The 24,369-nt window shown below is 68.7% G+C and carries 21 protein-coding genes; 11 read left to right on the top strand and 10 right to left on the bottom strand.

The window, feature by feature from the left end; genetic code table 11:
- Positions 1–371: 371 nt before the first annotated feature.
- The 3 genes from ACFVWY_RS01555 to ACFVWY_RS01545 all read left to right on the top strand — a co-directional run bounded on the left by ACFVWY_RS01555 (position 372) and on the right by ACFVWY_RS01545 (position 3,640).
- Positions 372–1,079, top strand: a complete 708-nt coding sequence (locus ACFVWY_RS01555) for a helix-turn-helix transcriptional regulator (RefSeq protein WP_389866032.1) — start codon at positions 372–374, stop codon at positions 1,077–1,079.
- Positions 1,080–1,140: 61 nt separating this feature from the next.
- Entirely contained in the window at positions 1,141–2,223 is a 1,083-nt protein-coding gene (locus ACFVWY_RS01550; protein ID WP_389866029.1) for an inositol-3-phosphate synthase, read from the top strand.
- Positions 2,224–2,347: 124 nt separating this feature from the next.
- Complete coding sequence (locus ACFVWY_RS01545; protein ID WP_389866027.1) at positions 2,348–3,640, top strand: MFS transporter; 1,293 nt, start codon at positions 2,348–2,350, stop codon at positions 3,638–3,640.
- A gap of 109 nt (positions 3,641–3,749) precedes the next feature.
- On the opposite strand, the gene ACFVWY_RS01540 is transcribed toward ACFVWY_RS01545, so the two are convergent.
- Entirely contained in the window at positions 3,750–5,192 is a 1,443-nt protein-coding gene (locus ACFVWY_RS01540; protein WP_389866024.1) for a CCA tRNA nucleotidyltransferase, read from the bottom strand.
- Positions 5,193–5,375: 183 nt separating this feature from the next.
- On the opposite strand from ACFVWY_RS01540, the gene ACFVWY_RS01535 reads away from it, so the two are divergent.
- The 7 genes from ACFVWY_RS01535 to trxA all read left to right on the top strand — a co-directional run bounded on the left by ACFVWY_RS01535 (position 5,376) and on the right by trxA (position 15,009).
- Entirely contained in the window at positions 5,376–7,673 is a 2,298-nt protein-coding gene (locus ACFVWY_RS01535; RefSeq protein ID WP_389866021.1) for a DUF6049 family protein, read from the top strand.
- A 49-nt stretch (positions 7,674–7,722) separates the two neighbouring features.
- Positions 7,723–9,906 (top strand): murein biosynthesis integral membrane protein MurJ, encoded by a 2,184-nt coding sequence (gene murJ, locus ACFVWY_RS01530; RefSeq protein ID WP_389866020.1) that lies wholly within the window; start codon positions 7,723–7,725, stop codon positions 9,904–9,906.
- Between the two features lie 127 nt (positions 9,907–10,033).
- Positions 10,034–11,746: a protein kinase family protein gene (locus tag ACFVWY_RS01525; protein ID WP_389866017.1), complete on the top strand. Its 1,713-nt coding sequence runs from the start codon at positions 10,034–10,036 to the stop codon at positions 11,744–11,746.
- A 172-nt stretch (positions 11,747–11,918) separates the two neighbouring features.
- A complete protein-coding gene (gene sigM / locus ACFVWY_RS01520; RefSeq protein WP_389866015.1) occupies positions 11,919–12,623 on the top strand; it encodes an RNA polymerase sigma factor SigM in 705 nt (234 codons plus the stop codon).
- Complete coding sequence (locus ACFVWY_RS01515; RefSeq protein ID WP_389866013.1) at positions 12,620–13,534, top strand: anti-sigma factor family protein; 915 nt, start codon at positions 12,620–12,622, stop codon at positions 13,532–13,534. The genes sigM and ACFVWY_RS01515 overlap by 4 nt, the downstream gene beginning before the upstream one ends.
- Positions 13,535–13,667: 133 nt before the next feature.
- A complete protein-coding gene (gene trxB, locus ACFVWY_RS01510; RefSeq protein WP_389866011.1) occupies positions 13,668–14,630 on the top strand; it encodes a thioredoxin-disulfide reductase in 963 nt (320 codons plus the stop codon).
- A 46-nt stretch (positions 14,631–14,676) separates the two neighbouring features.
- The gene (gene trxA / locus ACFVWY_RS01505; protein WP_389866009.1) at positions 14,677–15,009 is read left to right on the top strand and encodes a thioredoxin; all 333 of its coding nucleotides are present in this window, start codon (positions 14,677–14,679) and stop codon (positions 15,007–15,009) included.
- Between the two features lie 73 nt (positions 15,010–15,082).
- Here trxA and ACFVWY_RS01500 read toward each other — a convergent pair whose 3' ends face one another.
- The 9 genes from ACFVWY_RS01500 to rpmH all read right to left on the bottom strand — a co-directional run bounded on the left by ACFVWY_RS01500 (position 15,083) and on the right by rpmH (position 21,840).
- Positions 15,083–15,700: a GNAT family N-acetyltransferase gene (locus tag ACFVWY_RS01500; RefSeq protein WP_389866007.1), complete on the bottom strand. Its 618-nt coding sequence runs from the start codon at positions 15,698–15,700 to the stop codon at positions 15,083–15,085.
- Between the two features lie 226 nt (positions 15,701–15,926).
- The gene (locus ACFVWY_RS01495; RefSeq protein ID WP_389866005.1) at positions 15,927–17,057 is read right to left on the bottom strand and encodes a ParB/RepB/Spo0J family partition protein; all 1,131 of its coding nucleotides are present in this window, start codon (positions 17,055–17,057) and stop codon (positions 15,927–15,929) included.
- Positions 17,054–18,130, bottom strand: coding sequence for a ParA family protein (locus tag ACFVWY_RS01490; RefSeq protein ID WP_389866327.1), 1,077 nt, complete (start codon positions 18,128–18,130; stop codon positions 17,054–17,056). Before ACFVWY_RS01490 ends, ACFVWY_RS01495 begins: the two co-directional genes overlap by 4 nt.
- Before the next feature lie 209 nt (positions 18,131–18,339).
- Complete coding sequence (rsmG, locus tag ACFVWY_RS01485; protein WP_389866002.1) at positions 18,340–19,056, bottom strand: 16S rRNA (guanine(527)-N(7))-methyltransferase RsmG; 717 nt, start codon at positions 19,054–19,056, stop codon at positions 18,340–18,342.
- A 108-nt stretch (positions 19,057–19,164) separates the two neighbouring features.
- The gene (locus tag ACFVWY_RS01480) at positions 19,165–19,674 is read right to left on the bottom strand and encodes a protein jag (RefSeq protein ID WP_389866000.1); all 510 of its coding nucleotides are present in this window, start codon (positions 19,672–19,674) and stop codon (positions 19,165–19,167) included.
- Positions 19,675–19,688: 14 nt separating this feature from the next.
- Positions 19,689–20,951: a membrane protein insertase YidC gene (yidC, locus tag ACFVWY_RS01475; protein WP_389865997.1), complete on the bottom strand. Its 1,263-nt coding sequence runs from the start codon at positions 20,949–20,951 to the stop codon at positions 19,689–19,691.
- 3 nt (positions 20,952–20,954) lie between these two features.
- Positions 20,955–21,314: a membrane protein insertion efficiency factor YidD gene (gene yidD / locus ACFVWY_RS01470; RefSeq protein WP_389865996.1), complete on the bottom strand. Its 360-nt coding sequence runs from the start codon at positions 21,312–21,314 to the stop codon at positions 20,955–20,957.
- Positions 21,311–21,682 carry a ribonuclease P protein component gene (rnpA, locus tag ACFVWY_RS01465; protein WP_389865993.1) on the bottom strand — a complete coding sequence of 124 codons (372 nt, stop codon included), beginning with the start codon at positions 21,680–21,682 and terminating at the stop codon, positions 21,311–21,313. Before rnpA ends, yidD begins: the two co-directional genes overlap by 4 nt.
- A 20-nt stretch (positions 21,683–21,702) precedes the next feature.
- Positions 21,703–21,840 (bottom strand): 50S ribosomal protein L34, encoded by a 138-nt coding sequence (gene rpmH / locus ACFVWY_RS01460; protein ID WP_030930485.1) that lies wholly within the window; start codon positions 21,838–21,840, stop codon positions 21,703–21,705.
- Between the two features lie 369 nt (positions 21,841–22,209).
- Between rpmH and dnaA the strand changes: the two genes are divergently transcribed.
- Positions 22,210–24,063 carry a chromosomal replication initiator protein DnaA gene (gene dnaA, locus ACFVWY_RS01455; RefSeq protein WP_389865991.1) on the top strand — a complete coding sequence of 618 codons (1,854 nt, stop codon included), beginning with the start codon at positions 22,210–22,212 and terminating at the stop codon, positions 24,061–24,063.
- Positions 24,064–24,369: the final 306 nt, after the last annotated feature.

The following is a 24,369-nucleotide window of genomic DNA, read 5'->3' as shown; positions in this document are numbered from 1 at the left end:
CGGCAGTTGAGATCCGGTCCCCCGAATTGCGGACCAGCCTTCCGGCAGGCTCGTCCGCCATGCGTCCGGCTGGTCCGCGAAGACTGACGCGTGAGCGCGTCTCGCGGTTCCCGGTGGTCTGCATGCCGCACAGACTACGCACGGTCAAAACCCTCCTAGGGCCGAACTTCACCCCAAACAACGCAAGTCGGTGCCTACGAATTCACGATGTGACGCCGTTCACGATGACCCCTCTTGTCGCATCGCGGGTACCGATCTATCGTCGGGATGTATCGAGTCGATACATCCGCTCGGCACATCAGCTCGATACACGCACTCGGCATGGGGCTTCGCAGGAGCGCCAGCAGCACTCGGAGAAGGAGGAGGCGAAGGTGAGCAGACGCTCAGGCATCCTCGAATTCGCCGTTCTCGGTCTGCTCCGCGAGTCTCCGATGCACGGCTACGAGCTGCGCAAGCGCCTCAACACCTCGTTGGGCATCTTCCGCGCCTTCAGTTACGGCACCCTCTACCCCTGCCTCAAGGCGCTGGTCGCCAACGGGTGGCTGGCTGAGGAGCCGGGGGCCGTCCCCTCCGAGGCCCCGCCCGCCACCGCCCGCGCGGTCGCTCCCGCATCCTCACTGGCCGGACGCCGCGCCAAGATCGTCTACCGGCTGACGGCGCAAGGTAAGGAGCACTTCGAGGAGCTGCTCTCGCACACCGGCCCCGACTCCTGGGAGGACGAGCACTTCGCAGCCCGCTTCGCCTTCTTCGGCCAGACGGAGCGCGAGGTGCGGATGCGGGTGCTGGAAGGCCGGCGCAGCCGGCTGGAGGAGCGGCTGGAGAAGATGCGGGCCTCTCTGGCCCGCACCCGCGAGCGCCTCGACGACTACACGCTTGAGCTGCAGCGGCACGGCATGGAATCCGTGGAGCGCGAAGTGCGCTGGCTGAACGAGCTCATCGAGAGCGAGCGCTCCGGGCGGGACCAGCGACGGTCCTCGCCCGGGGGCGAAGCTCAGCAGAACACCGCAGGAGAGACGGACGGCCTGCCCCGGCGCCGGGGTGACACCCCGCCGGATCCGTCCGACGACACCTCAAAGTGAGGCCCCCGCAGTTCCGCGGGTCCTCATCGGGAACATCCAAAACACACAGGGAGCAACCGGAATGGGTTCGGTTCGCGTAGCCATCGTCGGCGTGGGCAACTGCGCCGCCTCGCTGGTCCAGGGCGTCGAGTACTACAAGGACGCCGATCCGGCCGGCAAGGTGCCCGGTCTGATGCACGTCCAGTTCGGCGACTACCACGTGCGTGACGTCGAGTTCGTCGCCGCCTTCGACGTCGACGCGAAGAAGGTCGGTCTCGACCTCGCGGACGCCATCGGTGCCAGCGAGAACAACACCATCAAGCTCTGCGACGTGCCGAACTCCGGCGTCACCGTCCAGCGCGGCCACACCCACGACGGTCTCGGCAAGTACTACCGCGAGACCATCGAGGAGTCCGCCGAGGCGCCGGTCGACATCGTCCAGATCCTCAAGGACCGCAAGGTCGACGTTCTCGTCTGCTACCTGCCCGTGGGTTCCGAGGTCGCCGCGAAGTTCTACGCGCAGTGCGCCATCGACGCCAAGGTCGCGTTCGTCAACGCCCTCCCGGTCTTCATCGCCGGTACCAAGGAGTGGGCGGACAAGTTCACCGAGGCCGGTGTCCCGATCGTCGGTGACGACATCAAGTCGCAGGTCGGCGCGACCATCACGCACCGCGTGATGGCGAAGCTGTTCGAGGACCGCGGTGTCATCCTGGACCGCACGATGCAGCTGAACGTCGGCGGCAACATGGACTTCAAGAACATGCTCGAGCGCGAGCGCCTGGAGTCCAAGAAGATCTCCAAGACGCAGGCCGTCACCTCCCAGATCCCCGACCGGGACCTCGGCGAGAAGAACGTCCACATCGGCCCGTCCGACTACGTGGCCTGGCTGGACGACCGCAAGTGGGCCTACGTCCGCCTGGAGGGCCGCGCGTTCGGCGACGTCCCGCTGAACCTGGAGTACAAGCTCGAGGTCTGGGACTCCCCGAACTCGGCCGGTGTCATCATCGACGCCCTGCGCGCCGCGAAGATCGCCAAGGACCGCGGCATCGGTGGCCCGATCCTCTCCGCGTCCTCCTACTTCATGAAGTCCCCGCCGGTTCAGTACTTCGACGACCAGGCCCGCGAGAACGTCGAGAAGTTCATCCGCGGCGAGGTCGACAACTGACGCAGCCGCACATGGAGCGGGCGCACGGTGTTCTGCCGGGCCCCATGCTCCCTGAGGCTCCGTACCGTTGAGGGGCCCCGGGCAATCTGCCCGGGGCCCCTCAACGTATGTGACTCTTGACCGCATGGCCGTCGTCGGTGATCTGCGCGTTCTTCTGCGCCTTCGGGACTTCCGCCGCCTGCTGACGGTGCGTGTCCTCTCCCAGTCCGCTGACGGTGTCTTCCAGGTGGCCCTGGCGGCCCATGTCGTCTTCTCGCCGGAGAAACAGGCCTCGGCGGGTGCCATCGCCTCCGCGATGGCGGTGCTGTTGCTGCCCTACTCGGTCGTCGGCCCCTTCGCCGGTGTCCTGCTGGACCGCTGGCCGCGCCGCCAGGTCTTCCTGTACGGGAATCTGCTGCGGGCCGCGCTCGCCTGCTGCACCGCGCTCCTCATACTCGGCGCCGTGCCTGACTGGCTCTTCTATGTCTCGGCGCTGTGCGTCACCGCGGTCAACCGCTTCGTCCTGGCCGGTCTCTCTGCCGCGCTGCCGCGTGTCGTCGACCGCGACCGGCTGGTGCTGGCCAACTCGCTCTCGCCGACCGCCGGTACGCTCGCGGCCACCGCGGGCGGCGGCCTCGCCTTCGCCGTACGGCTGCTGCTCGCCGACTCCGACGCCGCGGTGGTACTGCTGGGCGCGGCGCTCTACCTCGCTTCGGCGCTGGCGTCCCTGACCCTGGCGACCGGGCTGCTCGGGCCGGACCGGCACGGGACGCGGGCCGGGCTGAGTGAAGCACTGGCCATCACCGCACGGGGGCTGGCCGACGGCTTGCGCCATCTGGCGGCGCGGAAGCAGGCGGCCCGGGTGCTGGCCGCCATGACCGCGATGCGCTTCTGCTACGGAGCACTGACCGTGACGGTGCTGATGCTGTGCCGGTACGCCTGGACCGAGAGTGAATCCGAGGGGCTGGCCCTCCTCGGGCTGGCCGTGGGGGTCTCCGGCGCGGGATTCTTCGCGGCGGCCGTGCTGACGCCCTGGGCGGCAGGGCGGCTCGGCCGCCTCCGCTGGATGACGGTGTGCGCGGCCGTGGCCGCCGTACTCGAACCGGCGCTGGGGCTCTGGTTCGTTCCGCTGCCGATGCTGGTCGCAGCGTTCGTCCTCGGACTGGTCACCCAGGGCGCGAAGATCGCGACGGACACCGTGGTGCAGACCTCGGTGGCGGACTCCTTCCGCGGGCGCGTCTTCTCCCTCTACGACGTGCTGTTCAACGTCGCCTTCGTGGGCGCCGCCGCGGTGGCCGCACTGCTGCTGCCGCCCGACGGTCGCTCGGTCGCTGTGGTGGGCGGGGTGGCGGTCATCTACGCGGCCGTCGCCATGCTGCTGTTCCGGTGGGGGCGGACCGAACAGGCCCCCACCGGGGAGGGCCGCTGTTTCACGTGAAACAGCGGCCCTCCCACCCGGAGCGCGGCCATGTTTCACGTGAAACATGGCCCGCCCGGCACTCCCTCACCACGGCAAACCGCACCTTGATCCGCCTCAGTGACCGGCCTCAGTCCTGGGCGGCCCACCACTCCTTGAGCTTCTCGACCGCCGCGTCGTGCCCCAGCGGCCCGTGCTCCAGTCGCAGCTCCAGCAGGAACGCGTAGGCCTTGCCGATCACCGGACCGGGGCCGACGCCCAGGGTCTTCATGATCTCGTTGCCGTCCAGGTCAGGACGGATCGCGTCCAGCTCCTCCTGCTCCTGCAGCTGCGCGATGCGCTCCTCCAGCCCGTCGTAGGTCCGGGAGAGCGCGGCGGCCTTGCGCTTGTTCCGCGTCGTGCAGTCCGAGCGGGTCAGCTTGTGCAGCCGCTCCAGCAGCGGACCAGCGTCCCGTACGTACCGGCGGACCGCGGAGTCCGTCCACTCACCGTCGCCGTAACCGTGGAAGCGCAGATGCAGCTCCACCAGCTTCGAGACGTCCTTGACCAGGTCGTTGGAGTACTTGAGCGCGGTCATCCGCTTCTTGACCATCTTGGCCCCCACCACCTCATGGTGGTGGAACGAGACGCGCCCGTCCTTCTCGAAGCGGCGGGTCCGCGGCTTGCCGATGTCATGAAGGAGGGCGGCCAGGCGCAGCGTCAGGTCGGGGCCGTCCTTCTCCAGGTCGATCGCCTGCTCCAGAACGGTCAGCGAGTGCTCGTAGACGTCCTTGTGACGGTGATGCTCGTCACTTTCCAGTCGCAGGGCAGGAAGCTCCGGCAGCACCTGCTGTGCCAGCCCCGTGTCGACGAGCAGGGACAGACCCTTGCGCGGATGCGAGGAGAGCAGCAGCTTGTTCAGCTCCTCCCGCACCCGCTCGGCGGAGACGATCTCGATGCGGCTGGCCATCTCCGTCATCGCGGTGACCACGTCGGGAGCGACGTCAAAGTCCAGCTGCGCCGCGAAACGGGCGGCGCGCAGCATCCGCAGCGGGTCGTCGGAGAACGACTCCTCGGGTGTTCCGGGGGTACGCAGGACGCGCGCCGCCAGGTCGTCGAGGCCGCCGTACGGATCGACGAACTCCTTCTGCGGGAGCGCCACGGCCATCGCGTTGACCGTGAAGTCCCGGCGGACGAGATCTTCCTCGATGGAGTCGCCGTAGGAGACCTCGGGTTTGCGCGAGGTCCGGTCGTACGCCTCCGAGCGGTACGTGGTGACCTCGATCTGGTAGCCGTCCTTCTGGACACCCACGGTGCCGAAGGCGATCCCGACCTCCCAGACCGCGTCGGCCCACGGCCGGACGATCTTCAGTACGGCCTCGGGGCGGGCATCGGTCGTGAAGTCCAGGTCGTTCCCGAGCCTGCCGAGAAGCGCGTCCCGGACCGAGCCGCCGACCAGCGCGAGACCGAAACCGGCGTCCTGGAAACGGCGGGCGAGGTCGTCGGCGACCGGGGACACGCGCAGCAGTTCGCTGACTGCGCGGTGCTGCACCTGGGTCAGGGCACGGGAGCTGTCTTCATTGGCGTTCGACACAACAGAAAAGGGTACGTGCCCGGACCGGCCCGGTCGCCCTGGATATCGTCCGCCCTGCGAGACTCTTCCGATCATGTAGCGAACTCCCCAGCACTTGGCGCCCTCGTACATCGTTACCATGCGTGGACGCAACAACCGACAAGCATCGACACCAGCTGACGACGACGAGGGACGGGTAGGCGCGTGGCCGAGGCGGCAGACACTCAGGGGATCGATCCCTCTCCTGCCCGCCGGTGGCTGCGGCGCACAGCCGCCCTGGTCACCGGGGCACCTCTCATCGCGGCACTCCTGGCCGGACCGACCGCGTCCGCCACTCCTGCCGACGCCACCGCCAAGGCCCCCTCCGGGTCCAGAACGGTGGACGTGTCCCTGAACACCCTGGCTCCGAGCGCCCCGGTCAAGGGGGACACCCTGACCATCTCCGGCACCGTGACCAACCGGGGCAAGGACACCGTCACGGACGCCGAGGTCGACCTGCGGGTAGGCCCGAAGGGTCTCGGCCGGACGCAGATCGACGACGTCGCCGGGCGCACCGGCTTCGCGTTCGGCAGCGATCCCGCTCCGCTCGGTGGCAAGTACACGGTGAAGTTCGCGAAACTCCGCTCCGGGATCAGCCAGGACTTCACGCTGTCCGTCCCGGTCGGCAAGCTCGGGCTGAGTGACGACGGGGTCTACCAGCTCGGCGTCTCCCTGTCGGGACAGACCGCCCGTGCGCCGTACCAGCAGGTGCTGGGAATCGAGCGCACCTTCCTGCCCTGGCAGGAGGAGGAGCGCGACACCAGGACGAAGCTCACCTATCTCTGGCCGCTCATCGCGTCGGCCCATGTCACCGCCGAGACGGGCACCGACGATCAGCAGACGCCGGTGTTCGCGGACGACGGCCTGGCCGACGAGCTGGCCCCGGGCGGGCGGCTGGAGCAGCTGGTGTCCCTGGGCAGCGGCCTGCCGGTGACCTGGGTGATCGACCCGGACCTGCTGGCCAGTGTCGACGCGATGACGGGGAACTACCGCGTCAAGTCCGGCGACACCACCGTGGCCGGGACCAACCAGGCCGTCGCCAAGAGGTGGCTCACCGCCCTCGAATCCGCGGTGTCGGACGGACGGGTCGTCGCGCTGCCGTTCGCCGACCCCGACCTGGCCTCCATCGCACACCGCGGGAAGACCGTCTCCGGCACCCTCAGCCATCTGCAGACCGCCACCGAAGTGGCCGGGACGACGGTGCAGACCATCCTCCACGTGAAGCCGTCGACCGACTTCGCCTGGCCCGTCGACGGAGCGATCGACCCGTCGATCGTCGATGTCGCCACCTCGGCCGGGGCCCATAAGGTGATCGCCCGCAGCGACAGCCTCCAGGAGACCGGCAACCTGCGGTACACCCCCACGGCCGCCCGGCCGATCGGCAACGGCACCACCGCGGTCGTCGCCGACGCCCGGCTCTCCACGGCCTTTCAGGGCGACATGTCGAAGGCCGGGAAGTCCACCCTCGCCGTCCAGAAGTTCCTCGCCCAGACGCTCGCACTGACCGCGCAGGACACGGATGAGGAGCGGAGCATCGTCGTCGCGCCCCAGCGCACGCCCTCCGTGGCCCAGGCGCAGTCGATGGCCCGCGCCCTTCAGGCACTCGACGACGGGCGCTGGACTCAGCCGGTCGGCCTGGTCGACGCGGCCGACGCGACGCCCGACGCCGAGGCGACGACGGACGTCCCGCGCGGCTCGCAGTACCCGAAGAAGCTCCGCCGCCAGGAGCTGCCCACCCAGGCCTTCCAGGACATCAAGTCCACGCAGACCTCGCTGAACAACTTCCAGGTCATCCTGACCCAGCCCGAGCGGGTGGTGACCCCCTTCGGCAACGCGCTCAACCGCTCCATGTCGACGTCCTGGCGGGGCCGCCCACTGGAGGCCCAGCTGTACCGGGACTCGGTACGCGGCTACCTCCAGGACCTCATCAACGAGGTCCAGCTCATCTCCAAGTCGGACGTCACCCTGTCCGGCCGCAGCGCCACGATCCCGGTGACCGTGCAGAACAGGCTGCTGCAGGGCGTGGACCATCTCGTCCTCCGGCTCAAGTCGGAGAACGCGACGCGGCTCAAGCTGAACGACGGCGGAGCGGTGGCGGAACAGCCGATCCGGATCGGCGCCGGTCACAGCCAGTCCGTGAAGTTCGACGCGGCGGCGAACGTCAACGGCCAGGTACAGATGACGGCGCAGCTCTACACCGAGGACGGCACACCGTACGGCGGTGAGATGACCTTCACCGTGAAGGTCTCCGAGCTCACCCCGACCGTGCTGCTCGTCATCGCGGGCGGGCTGCTGCTCCTGGTCCTCGCGGGCATCAGGATGTACACCCACCGCAAGCGTGCCAACGCGGGAGGCGCCGCCGGGGACGACGGCGGCGAACCCGGGCAGCCGAGTGACCCGACTCCGGACACCGGTCCGGAAAACGGGGAGCCGTCGTCCTCGGGTGAGAAAGTGGAACGTTGAGCGATGTCTGTCGTGGCCGGTCGGCCGGGGACGATGAGGTGGGGTTTCGATGAACGCGCCGTACGACGGTGACCGCGGTCAGGGTGCGGGCGGCGGCGGGCCGTCCGGCGGGCCCCCGCCGCCTCCGGGCCCCGGCCAGGTCCCGCCGCCTCCCGGCCCCGGCCAGGTCCCGCCGCCCGACCCGTACCTGCAGGACGCCTACGACCGCGACCCCTACCGCGCGCAGGACCTGTCGGTCCAGGACCCGGTGAGCGAGGCGCTGTACGACCGGGCAGCGCACCCGCCGCCGCCCCCCGGCACGTACCAGCAGCCCCATCCGCTCTACCAGCAGCCGCCCGCGGCCCAGTACCCGCCCGACCCCCGGATCTGGGCCCAGACGCCTCCGCCCGAGCCGGACGGCCCCTCGCGGCATCTTCCGTACGGCGACCACGCGGCGACCACCGAGTTCGTCGGGGTGGACGACCTCGTCAGCGAGGCCTCGCGCAACGGTGAGCAGCCGGACGCCTTCGCGCACCTCTTCCGCGACCAGGAGAGGCCGGCCGGGTCCGCTCCCGTTCCCCCGGAGCCCGAGCCCGCTCCGGCGCCCGCTCCGGCCAAGTCCGGCGGCCGGGCCTCCGGCCTGCTGAAGTCCAGCGCGCTGATGGCGGCGGGCACGCTCGTCTCCCGTCTCACCGGTTTCGTCCGCAGCCTGGTGATCACCGCGGCGCTCGGTGCGGCGCTGCTCGGCGACAGCTTCACCATCGCGTACACGCTGCCGACGATGATCTACATCCTCACCGTGGGCGGCGGCCTGAACTCGGTCTTCGTACCTCAGCTCGTCCGCTCCATGAAGGACGACGAGGACGGCGGCGAGGCCTATGCCAACCGGCTGCTGACCCTCGTCATGGTGGCGCTCGGAGTGATCGTCGGGATCGCGGTCCTCGCCGCTCCGTGGCTGATTCACATGATGTCGCCGACGATCGCCCAGGACGCGGCGGCCAACAGCGTCGCCGTGACCTTCGCCCGGTACTGCCTGCCGACCATCTTCTTCATGGGCGTGCACGTCGTCATGGGCCAGATCCTCAACGCCCGAGGCAAGTTCGGCGCGATGATGTGGACCCCGGTCCTCAACAACATCGTGATGATCTTCACGTTCGGCATGTTCATCTGGGTCTACGGCACGTCCGCCGAGTCCAAGATGGGTGTGCAGACCATTCCGCCGGAGGGCATCCGGCTGCTGGGCATCGGCACGCTGCTCGGACTGGTCGTCCAGGCCCTGGCCATGATTCCGTACCTGCGCGAGGCCGGTTTCCGGTTCCGTCCCCGGTTCGACTGGAAGGGCCACGGGCTCGGCAAGACGATCAAGCTGGCCAAGTGGACCGTCCTGTTCGTGCTGGCCAACCAGGCGGGCGTGATCGTCGTCACGCAGCTGGCGACAGCGGCTGGCAAGCTGTCCGGCAAGGACGGCACCGGCTTCCTCGCCTACTCCAACGCCCAGCTGATCTGGGGCATGCCGCAGGCGATCATCACCGTCTCGGTCATGGCCGCCCTGCTGCCCCGGATCTCCCGCGCCGCCCATGACGACGATCCGGGTGCCGTCCGGGACGACATCTCCCAGGGGCTGCGCAACTCCGCCGTCGCGATCGTGCCGGTGGCCTTCTCCTTCCTCGCGCTCGGCCTGCCGATGTGCACGCTGCTGTACGCCTCCGCCGGTACCGAAGCCGCCCGCTCCATGGGCTTCATCCTCATGGCCTTCGGTCTCGGCCTGATCCCGTACTCCGTGCAGTACGTGGTGCTGCGCGGCTTCTACGCGTACGAGGACACCCGCACGCCCTTCTACAACACGGTGATCGTCGCCGCGGTCAACGCGGCCGTCTCGGCCCTCTGCTACGTGGTCCTGCCCGCCCGCTGGGCGGTGGTCGGGATGGCCGGCGCGTACGGGCTCGCCTACGCCGTCGGCGTGGGGGTGGCCTGGCGGCGGCTGCGCAATCGCCTGGGCGGTGACCTGGACGGTGCCCATGTCGTACGGACCTACGCCCGGCTGTGCCTGGCGGCGGTCCCGGCAGCGATTCTCGGCGGCGGCGTGGGCTTCGCCGTCCTGTCGGGGCTCGGTGAAGGTGCCGTCGGTTCACTGGCCGCGCTGATCTGCGGCGGAGTCGTGCTGCTCGGAGTCTTCTTCGTCGCCGCCAAGCGGATGCGGATCGAGGAGATCAACGGCATGGTCGGCATGGTCCGGGGACGGCTCGGCCGCTGAGGAACACCGGCCGCACAACCATCAGCGCCCCTGGCGTGTCGTGGATAGCGCCGGAGTGTGGGCACAATTGGCGTAACTGTGCAGAGCTGGCTGGCATCGCGCAACGGATGGGGAGGCAGGAACGACGGTGGCGGAACGTAGCACGGCTGCCGTCGACGTGGCCGACAACAGCGGCGATGAGCCGCTGGCCGCCAAGGCGGACGAGACCACGACCGACGGGACGACGGAAGCCCAGGACACCGCAGGCAAGAAGCCGCAGGACACGGATGGTGAACACGTCGGTTCCGAGATCTCCCTGGACGCCCCCGATCTGCACAGCGGGCACAAGCTCGCCAAGCGCTACCGGTTGGAGGAGTGCGTCACCCGGCTGGACGGCTTCAGCAGCTGGCGCGCTGTCGACGAGAAGCTGCGTCGCGCGGTGGGCGTCCATCTGCTCCCCGCCGATCACCCGCGCGCCCGCTCGGTGCTGGCCGCGGCCCGCTCCGCCGCACTGCTCGGTGACCCGCGCTTCGTGCAGGTTCTCGACGCGGTGGAGGAGGGCGACCTCGTCTACGTCGTCCACGAATGGCTGCCCGACGCCACCGAGCTGACCTCGCTGCTGGCCTCGGGTCCGATGGACGCGCACGACGCGTACCAGCTCGTCAGCCAGGTCTCCCAGGCCATGGCGGCGGCGCACCGGGAGGGCCTCGCCCATCTGAGGCTCACCCCCGGGGCTGTGCTGCGGAGCTCGACCGGGCAGTACCGGATCCGCGGCCTCGCGGTGAACGCCGCTCTGCGCGGGATCACCGCCGAGGGCCCCCAGCGGACCGATACCGAGGCGATCGGCGCGCTGCTCTACGCCGCGCTGACCCACCGCTGGCCGTACGAGAACGATGCGTACGGACTGACCGGGCTGCCCAAGGGCGTCGGGCTGATCGCCCCTGACCAGGTGCGGGCCGGTGTCCACCGCGGCCTCTCCGAACTGGCGATGCGCGCCCTCGCCAATGACGGTGCCACCGCCTCCCGGCAGGAGCAGCCGTGCACCACGCCGGATGAGCTGGCCAAGGCCGTGGCGGCGATGCCCCGCATCCGTCCTCCGGAGCCCGTCTTCACAGCGCCTCCGGAGTATCAGCGCACCAGTTACCAGCAGGGTTCCTACGGCCGTCCGGCGACCGGTCCCGTCGTCGCGCCGCAGCCCGTCGCCGTGCCACCCCCGCCGCTCCAGAGCCGCACCGGCAAGGCCCTCAAGTGGGCCGTGTCCGCTCTGCTCATCGCCGCGCTGGGCCTCGGCAGCTGGCAGCTGGCCGAGACGCTCATCAATCGCATCAAGGACTCGGGGTCCGAAGAGACCACACAGACTCCGCCCAAGGACGGAAGCGACAAGGCCCCGGCCCCGCCCAAGCCGTTGAGGATCGCCGGCGCGACGGAGTTCATGCCCAGCGGCTCGGGCATCAAGCCGGAGGACGCCTCGAAGGCCGTCGACGGCGACGCGAGCACCTCGTGGGTCACCCTCCGCTACCAGGGGTACGCGAACTTCGGGAACCTCCCGGCCCGCAGGGACGGCAGCGGCATAGTCGTCGACCTGGGCAGCGTCCAGGACGTCTCCGCCATCGAGGTCGGCTTGTACCGCAGTGGGCAGAAGGTGGAGGTGCTCGCGGCCGGTGCCGACGCCGCCGCCCCTTCGTCCCTCGCGGACTTCCCGCAGCACCTCACCCAGCTCGCGGTCACAGGGAACAAGCTGAAGCAGACCCTGGCCAAGCCGGTGCGGACCCGCTACGTCCTGATCCACGTCACCGAACTGCCGTCCGACGGCACGGGCGGTTACCGTGGCGGGATCTCGGAGATCTCCGTGCTCAAGTGACACGAAAGGCCGGTGAGGGTGCGCCTCACCGGCCTTTCGCACGTCCACGGCCCCGCATACACCGGAAGCCCGCCTTCCTCCGTATCGGCCCGAGCACTTCCGCCCCCTGCCCCGCCCCCACGAATCGTGATAGACAGGCGCACCGTGACGCAGTGAAAGGGAGGGAGGGGAGGTGGCCTCCGAGCCGTCGGAACCACTCAGCGACTCAGACCTCCTCGCTCGCCACGTGGCCGGAGAACCGGACGCCTTCGGCGAGCTCGTACGGCGCCATCGTGACCGGCTGTGGGCCGTGGCGATACGGACCCTGGGCGACCGTGAGGAAGCCGCGGACGCCGTCCAGGACGCGCTGGTCTCCGCCTTTCGGTCCGCCCACACCTTTCAGGGCCGGTCCGCCGTCACCACCTGGCTGCACCGCATCACCGTCAACGCCTGTCTCGACCGGGTCCGCAAGGCGGCCACCCGCAGGACCGCACCGGTCGACGATGCCCAGCGGTTCGAGCAGCTCCTCGAACCGCACGAATCCGCGGAGGCCCCGGCGGAGCGCCAGGATCTCCACCGTGAGCTGCTGGCCGCGCTCGCCACTCTTCCCGCCGATCAGCGGGCCGCTCTCGTCCTGGTGGACATGCAGGGCTATCCGGTGGCCGAGGCCGCGCACATCCTCGACGTTCCGACAGGCACTGTGAAGAGCCGCTGCGCACGTGGGCGAGCCCGGCTGGCCCCACTCCTGGCTCACCTGCGCAGTGAGGTGTCGGGAACCGACGGGACCACGGCAAGAAGGAACCGGACGGCACGTGCGGCCGTCCCACCGGCATCGGGGCCGAGAGACGCGGGGACAAGCGATCCCGCTTCAGTGAAGGGCGGAGGTGGGCGCACATGACATCAACGACCGGCACGACCCAGCATCCGGATGTCACGGAGATCTCCGACCTGGCGGAGGGACTGCTCCCGCCGCCGCGCGAGGCGGAGGTACGCGAGCACCTCGACGGCTGTGAACCCTGCGGTGACGTCCATGCGTCCCTCATCGAGATCCGCGAGCTGCTCGGCTCGGTGCCCGCGCCGCACCCCATGCCGGATGATGTCGCCGCCCGCATCGATGCCGCGCTCGCCGCCGAGGCACCGCATGTTTCACGTGAAACGGAGCCGTCGGCCTCTGAGGCGGAGACATCGGCAGCGCAGAAGCCGAAGGGAGAGACCGGCTCCCCGAGCCGCCCCTCCGGACGCCCCCGGGCCACCACCGGTCCCGGCCGTCGGCCCGTACGGCGCCGTCGCCGGGCCGTGCTCGGTGCCGCTCTCGGAGCGGCGGTGGTCGGGGTGAGCGTCCTGATACTGCAGAGCGTCCAGTCGTCCCCCGACTCCTCGGCCGTCAAGGCAGCGGACCACCGGACCGAGCCGGGAGCGACCAGCGAAGGAGACTTCGCGGAGTCCACGCTCGAAAGCCGGGTGCAGTCCCTTCTGCGGAGCGCCGATACGAAGCAACCGAAGGCGGTGGAGGGAACGGAGTCCGAGAAGCAGGCGCCGTCCGCCGACTCGCGCACGACGGCCCAGACACCGCTGCGTACTCCCACCATCTCTGTCCCGCCCTGTGTGGAGCGCGGCACCGGACGCAATGCCCCGGCTCTGGCCCTGGAGGAGGGCACCTACGAAGGGACAGCGGCCTTCCTCGTCGTCCTTCCTCATCCCTCCGATGCGAGCCGTGTGCAGGCGTACGTGGTCGACGCCTCCTGTGTCCGCGACGAGCCCACACGCATGGGTGAACTCCTGCTCACGCATACGTACGCGCGCCCCTGAACCTCGCGCCGTACGCCGCCTCGGCACGGTGGGAATGCATCCCCCGTAGGATCCGTTGGGTGGGGTGAGAGTCGTTGAACCGACCCCAGTAGGCGTGGACAGTAGGCAGTCTGCAGAGACGAGGAAGAAACCCGTGAGCGACGTCCGTAACGTGATCATCATCGGCTCCGGCCCTGCGGGCTATACGGCCGCCCTTTACACCGCACGTGCCTCGCTGAAGCCGCTGGTCTTCGAGGGCGCCGTCACCGCCGGTGGTGCGCTGATGAACACCACCGACGTGGAGAACTTCCCGGGCTTCCAGGACGGGATCATGGGCCCCGAGCTCATGGACAACATGCGCGCCCAGGCCGAGCGCTTCGGCGCCGAGCTCGTCCCCGACGATGTCGTCGCCGTGGACCTCACGGGTGACATCAAGACGGTTACCGACACGGCCGGTACGGTGCACCGCGCCAAGGCCGTCATCGTGACGACCGGCTCCCAGCACCGCAAGCTCGGCCTGCCCAACGAGGACGCTCTCTCCGGGCGCGGTGTCTCCTGGTGCGCCACTTGCGACGGGTTCTTCTTCAAGGACCAGGACATCGCCGTGGTCGGCGGCGGGGACACGGCGATGGAGGAGGCTACGTTCCTCTCCCGCTTCGCCAAGTCGGTCACGATCGTCCACCGCCGCGACACGCTGCGCGCCTCGAAGGCGATGCAGGAGCGCGCCTTCGCCGACCCGAAGATCAAGTTCGCCTGGGACAGCGAGGTGGCCGAGGTCCATGGCGACCAGAAGCTGTCCGGCCTGACCCTTCGGAACACCAAGACCGGCGAGACCTCCGAGCTCGCGGTGACCGGCCTGTTCATCGCGGTGGGCCACGACCCGCGCACCGAGCTCTTCAAGGGGCAGCTCGACCTGGACGAAGAGGGCTACCTGAAGGTCGAAGCCCCCTCGACGCGCACCAACCTGACCGGTGTCTTCGGCGCCGGTGACGTTGTCGACCACACCTACCGGCAGGCGATCACCGCCGCTGGCACCGGCTGCTCCGCCGCACTCGACGCCGAGCGTTTCCTCGCTGCGCTCGCCGACGACGAGAAGGCCGCCGCGGCCGCCGTCTGAACCACGCCTCGTACCCCACACACCCCAAGCAGTTAAGGAGGCCGCCGTGGCCGGCGCCCTGAAGAACGTGACCGACGACTCCTTCGAGGAGGATGTCCTCAACAGCAAGAAGCCCGTGCTGGTGGACTTCTGGGCCGCGTGGTGCGGGCCGTGCCGTCAGATCGCGCCGTCCCTGGAGGCCATCGCCGCCGAGCACGGCGACAAGATCGAGATCGTCAAGCTCAACATCGACGAGAACCCGGAAACAGCCGCCAAGTACGGCGTCATGTCCATCCCGACGCTGAACGTCTACCAGGGCGGCGAGGTCGCGAAGACCATCGTCGGTGCCAAGCCGAAGGCCGCGATCCTCCGCGACCTCGAGAACTTCATCGCCGAATAAAGGCAATGTTTCACGTGAAACGGGTCCGGCCCTGAGGGGGCGGACCCGTTTCACGTTGTTCCGTTCTCCGGGATCACAGCGGCCGCAACGCCGGTTCCTTCTGCACCGCGCCCAGCAGCCGGTCCAGGGCCAGCTCGACGTCTTCCTTCCAGGACAGCGTGGTCCGCAGTTCCAGTCTCAGCCGCGGATGAACAGGGTGCGGCCGTACGGTCTTGAACCCGACCGCCAGCAGATGGTCTGCAGGAAGCAGACAGGCGGGCCCTTTCCAGCGGGCGTCACCGAAGGCCTCAATCGCCTTGAATCCCCGCCGCAGCACATCCTTGGCGACGGCCTGCACCATGACCCGGCCCAGCCCCTGCCCCTGGTAGCCGGGGAGAATCCAAGCGGTCATCAACTGAACCGCGTCGGGAGAGACCGGGCTGGTGGGAAACGCGGTCGACCGCGGTACATAGGCCGGTGGCGCGTAGAGGGCGAAGCCCACCGGCACATCATCGACGTAGACCACCCGGCCGCACGACCCCCACTCCAGGAGAACGGCCGAGATCCAGGCTTCCTTCGCCAGCTCGGGGGTACCCGCCTTCACCGCGGCTTCCCCGCTGACCGGATCGAGTTCCCAGAAGACACAGGAGCGGCAGCGCCTGGGGAGGTCGGAAAGATTGTCCAGTGTGAGCGGTACGAGTCGGCGCCCCATGAAGGCTGTTCCTCGCTTCCTTCGCCCGCCGCGTCGCGTGCGACCGTCCGTACACTCCGTTCGCTGCGCGCACGGCCCTTCCTGCCGAGGTGTCTCAACCTGGATGTGCCGTACCAGAACGCATCGTATCCACCCAGGGTTGCCGCGGACACCGAGACAGAGCAAAGGGCGGGCCGCGATCCGGCAACCGCCGGTACGCAGCCCGCCCTCCTGTCTGTCGGCCGGATCAGCCCTCGTTCTCCGTGGCGGAACCCTTGAGGGTCTCCGCGGCTGCTTCTTCGGCGGGCTCCTCCGAGAGGCTCCGTTCCAGCACACGCCCTTCGCCCGGTGCGAGGCTGCCGAGGATGCGCTCCAGATCCTCCATGGAGGCGAACTCGACGACGATCTTCCCCTTCTTCTGACCGAGGTCGACCTTCACCCGGGTCTCGAAGCGGTCCGACAGTCGCGTGGCGAGTTCGGAGAGTGCGGGCGACACCCGGCCACCGGCCCTTGGTCCCTTCGGCTTGCCCGGGGACTTGCTGGGGCTGGAGTCCATGACCGTCACGATCTCCTCGACCGCGCGCACTGAGAGCCCCTCGGCCACAATGCGACCGGCCAGACGGTCCTGCTCCTCAGGATCGGTCACGGACAGCAGCGCCCGCGCATGACCGGCCGACAGCACCCCGGCCGCGACCCTGCTCTGTACCCGTCCCGACAGTCTCAGCAGACGCAGCGTGTTCGACACCTGCGGGCGAGAACGCCCGATCCGGTCGGCCAGCTGGTCATGGGTGCACTTGAAGTCCTTGAGCAGCTGGTCGTACGCGGCCGCTTCCTCCAGGGGGTTCAGCTGAGCACGGTGGAGGTTTTCCAGCAGCGCGTCCAGGAGAAGCTTCTCGTCGTCGGTGGACCGGACGATCGCCGGGATCCGCTCCAGTTCAGCCGCCTGGTGGGCCCGCCAGCGCCGCTCGCCCATGATGAGCTCATAGCTCTCCGGACCCACCTTCCGCACGACGACGGGCTGGAGGAGACCGACCTCCTTGATGGAGGTCACCAGCTCCGCCAGAGCGTCCTCGTCGAACGCCTTGCGGGGCTGCTGGGGATTCGGGCTGATGGAATCGACCGGAATCTCAGCGAAGTACGCCCCGGCAGGCCCGACCGTGTCGGCAGCCGTCATCGACCCCGAAACCGGCGCACTCGGCTCCGGCACAGTGCCGAGCGTGGCCAGCTTCGCCGCGGCCACCCCCCGCTCCTCCGCGAACATGGAACCGATCCCCGCAGAGGCCGGTCCCCTCCCCGTGGACGATGCCTGGTTCTCCTGCGGAGCGGCGGGGATCAGGGCACCCAGCCCACGCCCCAACCCTCTTCGACGCTCGCTCACTGAATCCCCTCCGAAATACTCTGCTGGCCGTTTCCGCTGCCCGGCTGGGCATGCTGGGCCTCGTAATGGATGCCGACTCCCCGCAGGGCGATCTCACGTGCCGCTTCGAGGTACGACAGTGATCCGCTGGAACCCGGATCGTAGGTCAGCACGGTCTGCCCGTAGCTGGGTGCCTCCGAGATGCGCACCGACCGCGGAATGTTCGTCCGCAGCACCTCCTTGCCGAAGTGGCTGCGCACCTCCTCCGCGACCTGCGAGGCGAGTCTGGTCCTGCCGTCGTACATGGTGAGCAGGATCGTCGAGACATGGAGGTCGGGGTTGAGATGGCCCCGCACCAGGTCCACATTGCGCAGCAGCTGCCCCAGCCCCTCCAGCGCGTAGTACTCGCACTGGATGGGGATCAGCACCTCGGCGCCAGCGACCAGGGCGTTGACGGTGAGCAGCCCGAGCGACGGCGGGCAGTCGATGAGGATGTAGTCCAGCGGCTGCTCGTACGCCTGGATCGCTCGCTGAAGTCGGCTCTCCCGCGCCACCAGGGACACCAGCTCGATCTCCGCACCGGCGAGATCGATGGTGGCAGGGGCGCAGAAGAGTCCCTCGACGTCCGGGACAGGCTGGACCACTTCGGAGAGCGGCCTGCTGTCCACCAGCACGTCATAGATGGAGGGGACGTCGGCGTGGTGATCGATACCCAGAGCCGTAGAGGCATTCCCCTGCGGATCGAGGTCGACCACCAGCACGCGTGCGCCGTGCAGCGCGAGCGAAGCAGCAAGGTTGACCGTCGTGGTCGTCTTGCCGACTCCGCCCTTCTGGTTGGCCACCACCATGACCCGCGTCCGGCCAGGGCGGGGCAGCCCCTCACCGGCGCGGCCAAGGGCCTCGACAGCCAGCTGGGCCGCGCGACCGATGGGTGTGTCGTCCATCGGCGGCGGTGTTTCACGTGAAACACCCTCCCCCGCCGATTCGGTTCGGGGACCGGGGACCGGATCGGTCATCGGTCCCGCGATGTTGGCGTCGGACCGCAAGGATTCACTCTCCTCGACTTCAGGCTCGCAATGAACAGAGCCTGCCATGCTTTCAGGGTCGTGAACCAGCGAGGCCCGCTCTTCTGTGGATGAATCCGCTTCTGTGGACAACTCCATAGCCCTAACGGGTCTGCGATGCCTCGGCGCGGCGGACTCGCCACCGCGGCTGATGATCCCTTGCAGCAGAGAGCGACGTTTCACGTGAAACACGATGCCCCTGCGGCCAGGCCGCAGGGGCACGACACTCCGCAGCCGGTTCAGCGACGGCGCCTCGAACGGCTCGCCCTGGCGGCCTTGGCCCGCTTTGCCGCGAACCTCACACCGCCGGGGCTCTCACCGACGACCACCCGCACCACCGTGGACATCGGGTCGACGACGCCCTCCCCGACGTGCAGAACCTCGGTCTCCACCACGCCGAGCTTGCTCAGGGCGGCGCGTGCCCCGTTGATCTCCTCCTCCGCGGTGTCCCCCTTGAGCGCCAGCATCTCCCCGTACGGGCGGAGCAGCGGAACGCCCCAGCCGGCCAGCCGATCGAGCGGCGCGACGGCACGGGCGGTCACCACGTGCACCGGCTGGAGCGAGCCCAGGACTTCCTCGGCCCGGCCGCGTACCACCGTGACGTGATCCAGGCCCAGGAGCTCCACGACTTCCTGCAGGAAGTTGGTGCGCCGGAGCAGGGGCTCCAGCAGGGTGATCTTGAGATCGGGGCGCACCAGTGCGAGCGGAATGCCGGGCAGGCCCGCGCCCGAACCCACGTCGCAGACGGTGACGCCCTCAGGCACGACCTCGGAGAGGACCGCACAGTTCAGGAGGTGCCGCTCCCACAGCCTCGGCACCTCGCGCGGGCCGATCAGCCCACGCTTCACTCCAGCATCGGCCAGCAGCTCGGCGTACCGGACAGCCTCCGGGAAGAAATCACCGAATACCGCCCGCGCCCCTGGGGGTGCCTCGGGAAGCTCTACTTCCGTCGTCACGGGGACCGTCCTTCCATACGCACTTCTGCGCTGTGGGTGGATGACTATCAGGCTGACAAAGATCGGCCCCGCCTGCGAACAGACGGGGCCGACAGAACTGGGGTCCGGTCAGGCCGGGAGGACGACGACGAAGCGCTCCGGCTCCTCGCCCTCGGACTCGCTGCGCAGACCGGCGGCCGCGACGGCGTCGTGCACGACCTTGCGCTCGAACGGCGTCATCGGATCCATCTTCACCGGCTGACCGGTGCTCTTGACCTCGTCCGCGGCCTTGGCGCCCAGAGCGGCGAGCTCCGCGCGCTTCTTGGCCCGGAAGCCCGCGATGTCCAGCATCAGTCGGCTGCGATCCCCGGTCTCCCGGTGAACGGCCAGCCGCGTCAGCTCCTGGAGCGCCTCCAGCACCTCACCGTCGCGGCCCACGAGCTTCTGCAGATCACGTGCCGAATCGCTGATGATCGAGACCGCGGCCCGGTCCGCCTCGACGTCCATGTCGATGTCGCCGTCCAGGTCGGCGATGTCGAGCAGGCCCTCGAGGTAGTCCGCTGCGATCTCACCCTCCTGCTCAAGGCGGGTCAGAGTGTCGCTGCCCTCAGCGGCCGTGGAGGTGGTGCCTTCCGTCACGGATGGACTCCTTCTTACTTCTTGGACGGGTGCTTGGGCCGCTGCGGGCCCTTGCGCTGTCCGGACTTGGCTTGGCGTGAGGAGCCGGACGAGTCCTTGCTCGACGACTTGTTCTTCTCGTCCTGCTCGGACTTGTCGTCCTGCTTCTGGAGGGAGGTCTTGGACGTGGTGGAACCGGCGTCCTTGGCCCCCGGCTGCGTGGCAGCGCTCTGGCGCTTGGCCTTGGTCTGGCGCTTGGGCTGCTGGCGTCGCTGCGCGGCTCCGCTCTCCGCCTCGGCGGCAGCGGAATCGCTCTTGCTGACCGAGCCGTCCTCCTGGGCGGCGAGGCCCAGCTTGGCCAGCCCAGTGACGAACTTCCGCTCGATGTCGTTGCGGTCCGGTCCCTTGGCCACGATCCGCTTGACGGTGTTGCGCCGGGTCCGGCCGCGGACCTCGCCGTGCGTGGTGATGCTCTTCAGCAGACGGGTCAGGTACTGGTCCTGTGCCTTGCTGCCCGGGGTCGGGTTCTGGTTGATCACGTACATCTGCTGGCCCATGGTCCAGACGTTCGTGGTCAGCCAGTAGACGAGGACACCGACGGGGAAGTTGATGCCCATGCCGGCGAAGATCAGCGGGAAGATGTACATCAGCATCTTCTGCTGGCTCATGTACGGCGTCTTGACGGTCAGGTCGACGTTCTTCGTCATCAGCTGGCGCTGGGTGAAGAACTGCGAGGCCGACATCATCACGATCATGATCGCGGTGACGACCCGGACGTCGGTCAGGGAGGCACCGAGAGCGGTGACCTCTTCCGCGCTGTTCATGAACTTCGCGGCGAGAGGAGCACCGAAGATGTGGGCCTGACGGGCGCTGTCGAGCAGCGTCTGGTCGATGACGCCGATCTTCTTGTTCGAGGCGATGGCCGACAGCACGTGGTACAGGGCGAAGAAGAACGGCGACTGCGCCAGGATGGGAAGGCACGAGGAGAGCGGGTTGGTACCCGTCTCCTTGTACAGCTTCATCATCTCTTCGGACTGACGCTGCTTGTCGCTCTTGTAGCGCTCCTGGATCGCCTTCATCTTCGGCTGGAGCACCTGCATATTGCGGGTCGACTTGATCTGCTTGACGAACAGCGGGATCAGGCAGATCCGGATCAGCACCACCAGGGACACGATGGACAGGCCCCAGGCCCATCCGGTGTCGTCACCGAAGATCGCCCCGTACAACTTGTGGAACTGGACGATGACCCATGAAACGGGCCAGGTGATAAAGCTGAACAGACTGGCAATCGTGTCCACTAATCAGGCTCCTTGAGCATTGGGCGAAGTCTCTGCGGCCTTGCTCGGGGTCTCGGAGACCGATTCCCGGACAGGCGCCTCAGCGGCGGAGTCCCCGCCCTTGCCACCGCGCATGGCATTACGCAGGAGTTCATGCCAACGCGGACGTTTGCGTGGTGGAACGTAGTCCACGCCACCGGGTGACCACGGATTGCATCGCAGGATGCGCCAGGCTGTCAGCGCGGTTCCCTTGATCGCTCCGTGACGGTCGATTGCCGTAAATCCGTAGTGGGAACACGACGGGTAGTAACGGCACACAGGCCCGAGAAGCGGGCTGATCGTCCACTGATACAGCTTGATCAGAGCCAGCAGCGGGTACTTCATCGCGCGCCCCCTCCCAGCAGCCGCTGAAGCGCGGCGTCCAGGTCTCGGGCCAGCTGTTCATGGTCGGCGTCGCCCGCTCCGGGCAGCGCTCGTACGACAACCAGGCTACCGGGGGGCAGCAGGGCGAGCCGTTCGCGGACCAGATGGCGAAGCTTCCGCTTCACCGCTGTGCGTACGACCGCTCCACCCACTGCTTTGCTGACAACGAAACCCGCACGCGGCGGGGGAGCGATCTCCCCAGTCGCGTGCGGGTCCGTTGCACCGCTGCGTAGATGGACGACGAGAAGCGGGCGGCCAGCCCTGCGTCCTCGGCGTACTGCGGTCGCGAAGTCCTCGCGCCGCCTCAGCCGATTCTCGGTAGGCAGCACGTCATGACCTGTTAAAGCGATCAGGCGGACAGGTTGGCGCGACCCTTGCCACGGCGGGACGCGAGAATCGCGCGGCCGGCACGGGTACGCATGCGCAGCCGGAACCCGTGGGTCTTCGCGCGACGACGGTTGTTCGGCTGGAAGGTGCGCTTGCTCACTAGGGGGCTCCAGAAATGACTCGTGTGTTGGCGGGACATCGCCTGGCTGTCACCGTGCGCCCACGAGAGACTCGCGTAAACGCTCTAGTGCACCGCTTCACGATCACAGATCGTGATCTTTGCCCATCGGAGGCAGGCGGCAGCAGCCATCGACAACTCGACCTGGTCACGGTACGCGCGGCTGCGCCATCCGGTCAAACCGGCTCCCCAGCACCCCCCGCCGTACACAGGCTGTGGACAACAACTTGAACCACGCGGGTCGCCCTGACTACCGTGGCTGAGTTCCGGTCTTTTCTTCCTGCCTGCCGGTCCCCACCCGTCCCGTCCCGAGAAGCACATATTCGTGGGACCAGCGAGAGAGCGTGCCCTGTGGCTGACGTACCTGCCGATCTTGCCGCAGTGTGGCCACGCGTGCTCGAGCATCTTCTCGGGGAAGGCCAACCGGGCATCGAGCCGAAGGACAAGCAGTGGATCGAGCGCTGCCAGCCGCTCGCGCTAGTCGCCGACACCGCGCTGCTCGCCGTCCCCAATGAATGGGGCAAGCGCGTCCTGGAGGGGCGGCTCGCGCCGCTCATCAGCGAGACGCTGAGCCGCGAATGCGGCCGTCCGATCCGTATCGCGATCACCGTCGACGACTCCGCGGGCGAGCCGCCGAGCCCGCCCGCGCCCCCGATGCACCAGCCCCAGCAGCACCGCTACCAGGGGCCGCAGCACGACGAACGCCAGCACGGCGACGCGTACGACGGCTACGGGCACCGGCCCTCCGACGACGGAATGCCGACCGCCCGTCCCGCCTACCCGGACTACCAGCAGCAGCGCCCCGAACCCGGAGCGTGGCCGCGCACCGGGGAGGACCTCTCCTGGCAGCAGCCCCGGCTCGGCGGATTCCAGGACCGCGAGGCCCCCGCGGAGCAGTGGCGCGAGCCGTACGGCGGCGGTCGCCCCCAGCAGCCGCAGCACGACTACCGCCCGCAGCCGCCGGAGCGCCAGGGGTACGAACAGCAGCCCGAGCGCCAGGGCTACGAGCCGCAGCAGCCCGAGCGCCAGGGGTACGAACAGCAGCGTTCCGACGCCCGTGACCTGGCGGAACCCCAGCCGCAGCACCGGCCGGGTGCCGGAACCGGCCGCCCCGCGGGCGTACCCGGGCCGATGGGTTCGCAGTCCGGACCCACGCCGGGCGCGGGCGAGCCGGCGGCCCGGCTGAATCCGAAGTACCTCTTCGACACCTTCGTCATCGGCGCGTCCAACCGGTTCGCGCACGCCGCGGCGGTCGCCGTCGCCGAGGCCCCCGCCAAGGCGTACAACCCGCTCTTCATCTACGGGGAGTCCGGGCTCGGCAAGACCCACCTGCTGCACGCGATCGGTCATTACGCCCGCAGCCTCTACCCGGGCACCCGGGTGCGGTACGTGAGCTCCGAGGAGTTCACCAACGAGTTCATCAACTCGATCCGCGACGGCAAGGGCGACACCTTCCGCAAGCGCTATCGCGATGTGGACATCCTGCTCGTCGACGACATCCAGTTCCTGGCGAGCAAGGAGTCGACGCAGGAGGAGTTCTTCCACACCTTCAACACGCTCCACAACGCCAACAAGCAGATCGTGCTCTCCTCCGACCGGCCGCCCAAGCAGCTGGTGACCCTGGAGGACCGGCTGCGCAACCGGTTCGAGTGGGGCCTGACCACCGATGTGCAGCCGCCCGAGCTGGAGACCCGCATCGCGATCCTCCGTAAGAAGGCGGTGCAGGAGCAGCTCAACGCCCCGCCGGAGGTACTGGAGTTCATCGCCTCCCGTATCTCCCGGAACATCAGGGAGCTGGAGGGGGCACTGATCCGGGTCACGGCCTTCGCCAGCCTCAACCGCCAGCCGGTGGACCTCGGGCTGACCGAGCACGTGCTGAAGGACCTGATCCCGGGCGGTGAGGACGCGGCGCCGGAGATCACAGCGGCGGCCATCATGGCCTCGACCGCGGACTACTTCGGTCTCACGGTGGACGATCTCTGCGGAACCTCGCGCAGTCGCGTACTGGTGACGGCCCGCCAGATCGCGATGTACCTCTGCCGGGAGCTGACCGACCTCTCACTGCCCAAGATCGGTGCGCAGTTCGGGGGCCGGGACCATACGACGGTGATGCACGCGGACCGGAAGATCCGCGCGCTGATGGCGGAGCGCCGTTCCATCTACAACCAGGTCACCGAGCTCACCAACCGCATCAAGAACGGCTGACGGGCCGCCACCACCGCTTGCCCGAAGGGCGTCTGAAGGATCCGAGAGGGTGCTTCAGACGCCCTTTTCGTCGTCCGGAACCTTCCGGGGAGCGCCCAGGGGCGGCCGCCTGGGGACCGCCCGGGGACCTTCCGGGCGCCATCCGTGCGCCTGCCCGCGCGTCTGCCCGGGAACCTGCCCGAGAGGCTTCGGACGCCATCCGGACGCTCCCTGAACACTCCTCGGGGCCGTCTGCGGGCCGTCTGCGGGCCGTCTGCGGCCGTCCGAGGGCTCTCGTAGCCCGCCGCGGAACCGCCTTGGGGATGC

Origin of the sequence: Streptomyces sp. NPDC058195, assembly GCF_042883525.1 — a bacterium.
In the GTDB taxonomy this organism is placed as follows: Bacteria; Actinomycetota; Actinomycetes; order Streptomycetales; family Streptomycetaceae; genus Streptomyces.
This window is presented reverse-complemented; position numbering and strand designations above follow the sequence as displayed.

Excerpts from the sequence above, each read along its gene's own strand:
- ACFVWY_RS01545 (WP_389866027.1), top strand. The coding sequence starts at position 2,348 with ATGGCCGTCGTCGGTGATCTGCGCGTTCTTCTGCGCCTTCGGGACTTC.
- yidD (WP_389865996.1), bottom strand. The coding sequence starts at position 21,314 with ATGAAGTACCCGCTGCTGGCTCTGATCAAGCTGTATCAGTGGACGATC.
- ACFVWY_RS01550 (WP_389866029.1), top strand. The coding sequence starts at position 1,141 with ATGGGTTCGGTTCGCGTAGCCATCGTCGGCGTGGGCAACTGCGCCGCC.
- murJ (WP_389866020.1), top strand. The coding sequence starts at position 7,723 with ATGAACGCGCCGTACGACGGTGACCGCGGTCAGGGTGCGGGCGGCGGC.
- ACFVWY_RS01500 (WP_389866007.1), bottom strand. The coding sequence starts at position 15,700 with ATGGGGCGCCGACTCGTACCGCTCACACTGGACAATCTTTCCGACCTC.
- ACFVWY_RS01515 (WP_389866013.1), top strand. The coding sequence starts at position 12,620 with ATGACATCAACGACCGGCACGACCCAGCATCCGGATGTCACGGAGATC.
- ACFVWY_RS01490 (WP_389866327.1), bottom strand. The coding sequence starts at position 18,130 with ATGGCAGGCTCTGTTCATTGCGAGCCTGAAGTCGAGGAGAGTGAATCC.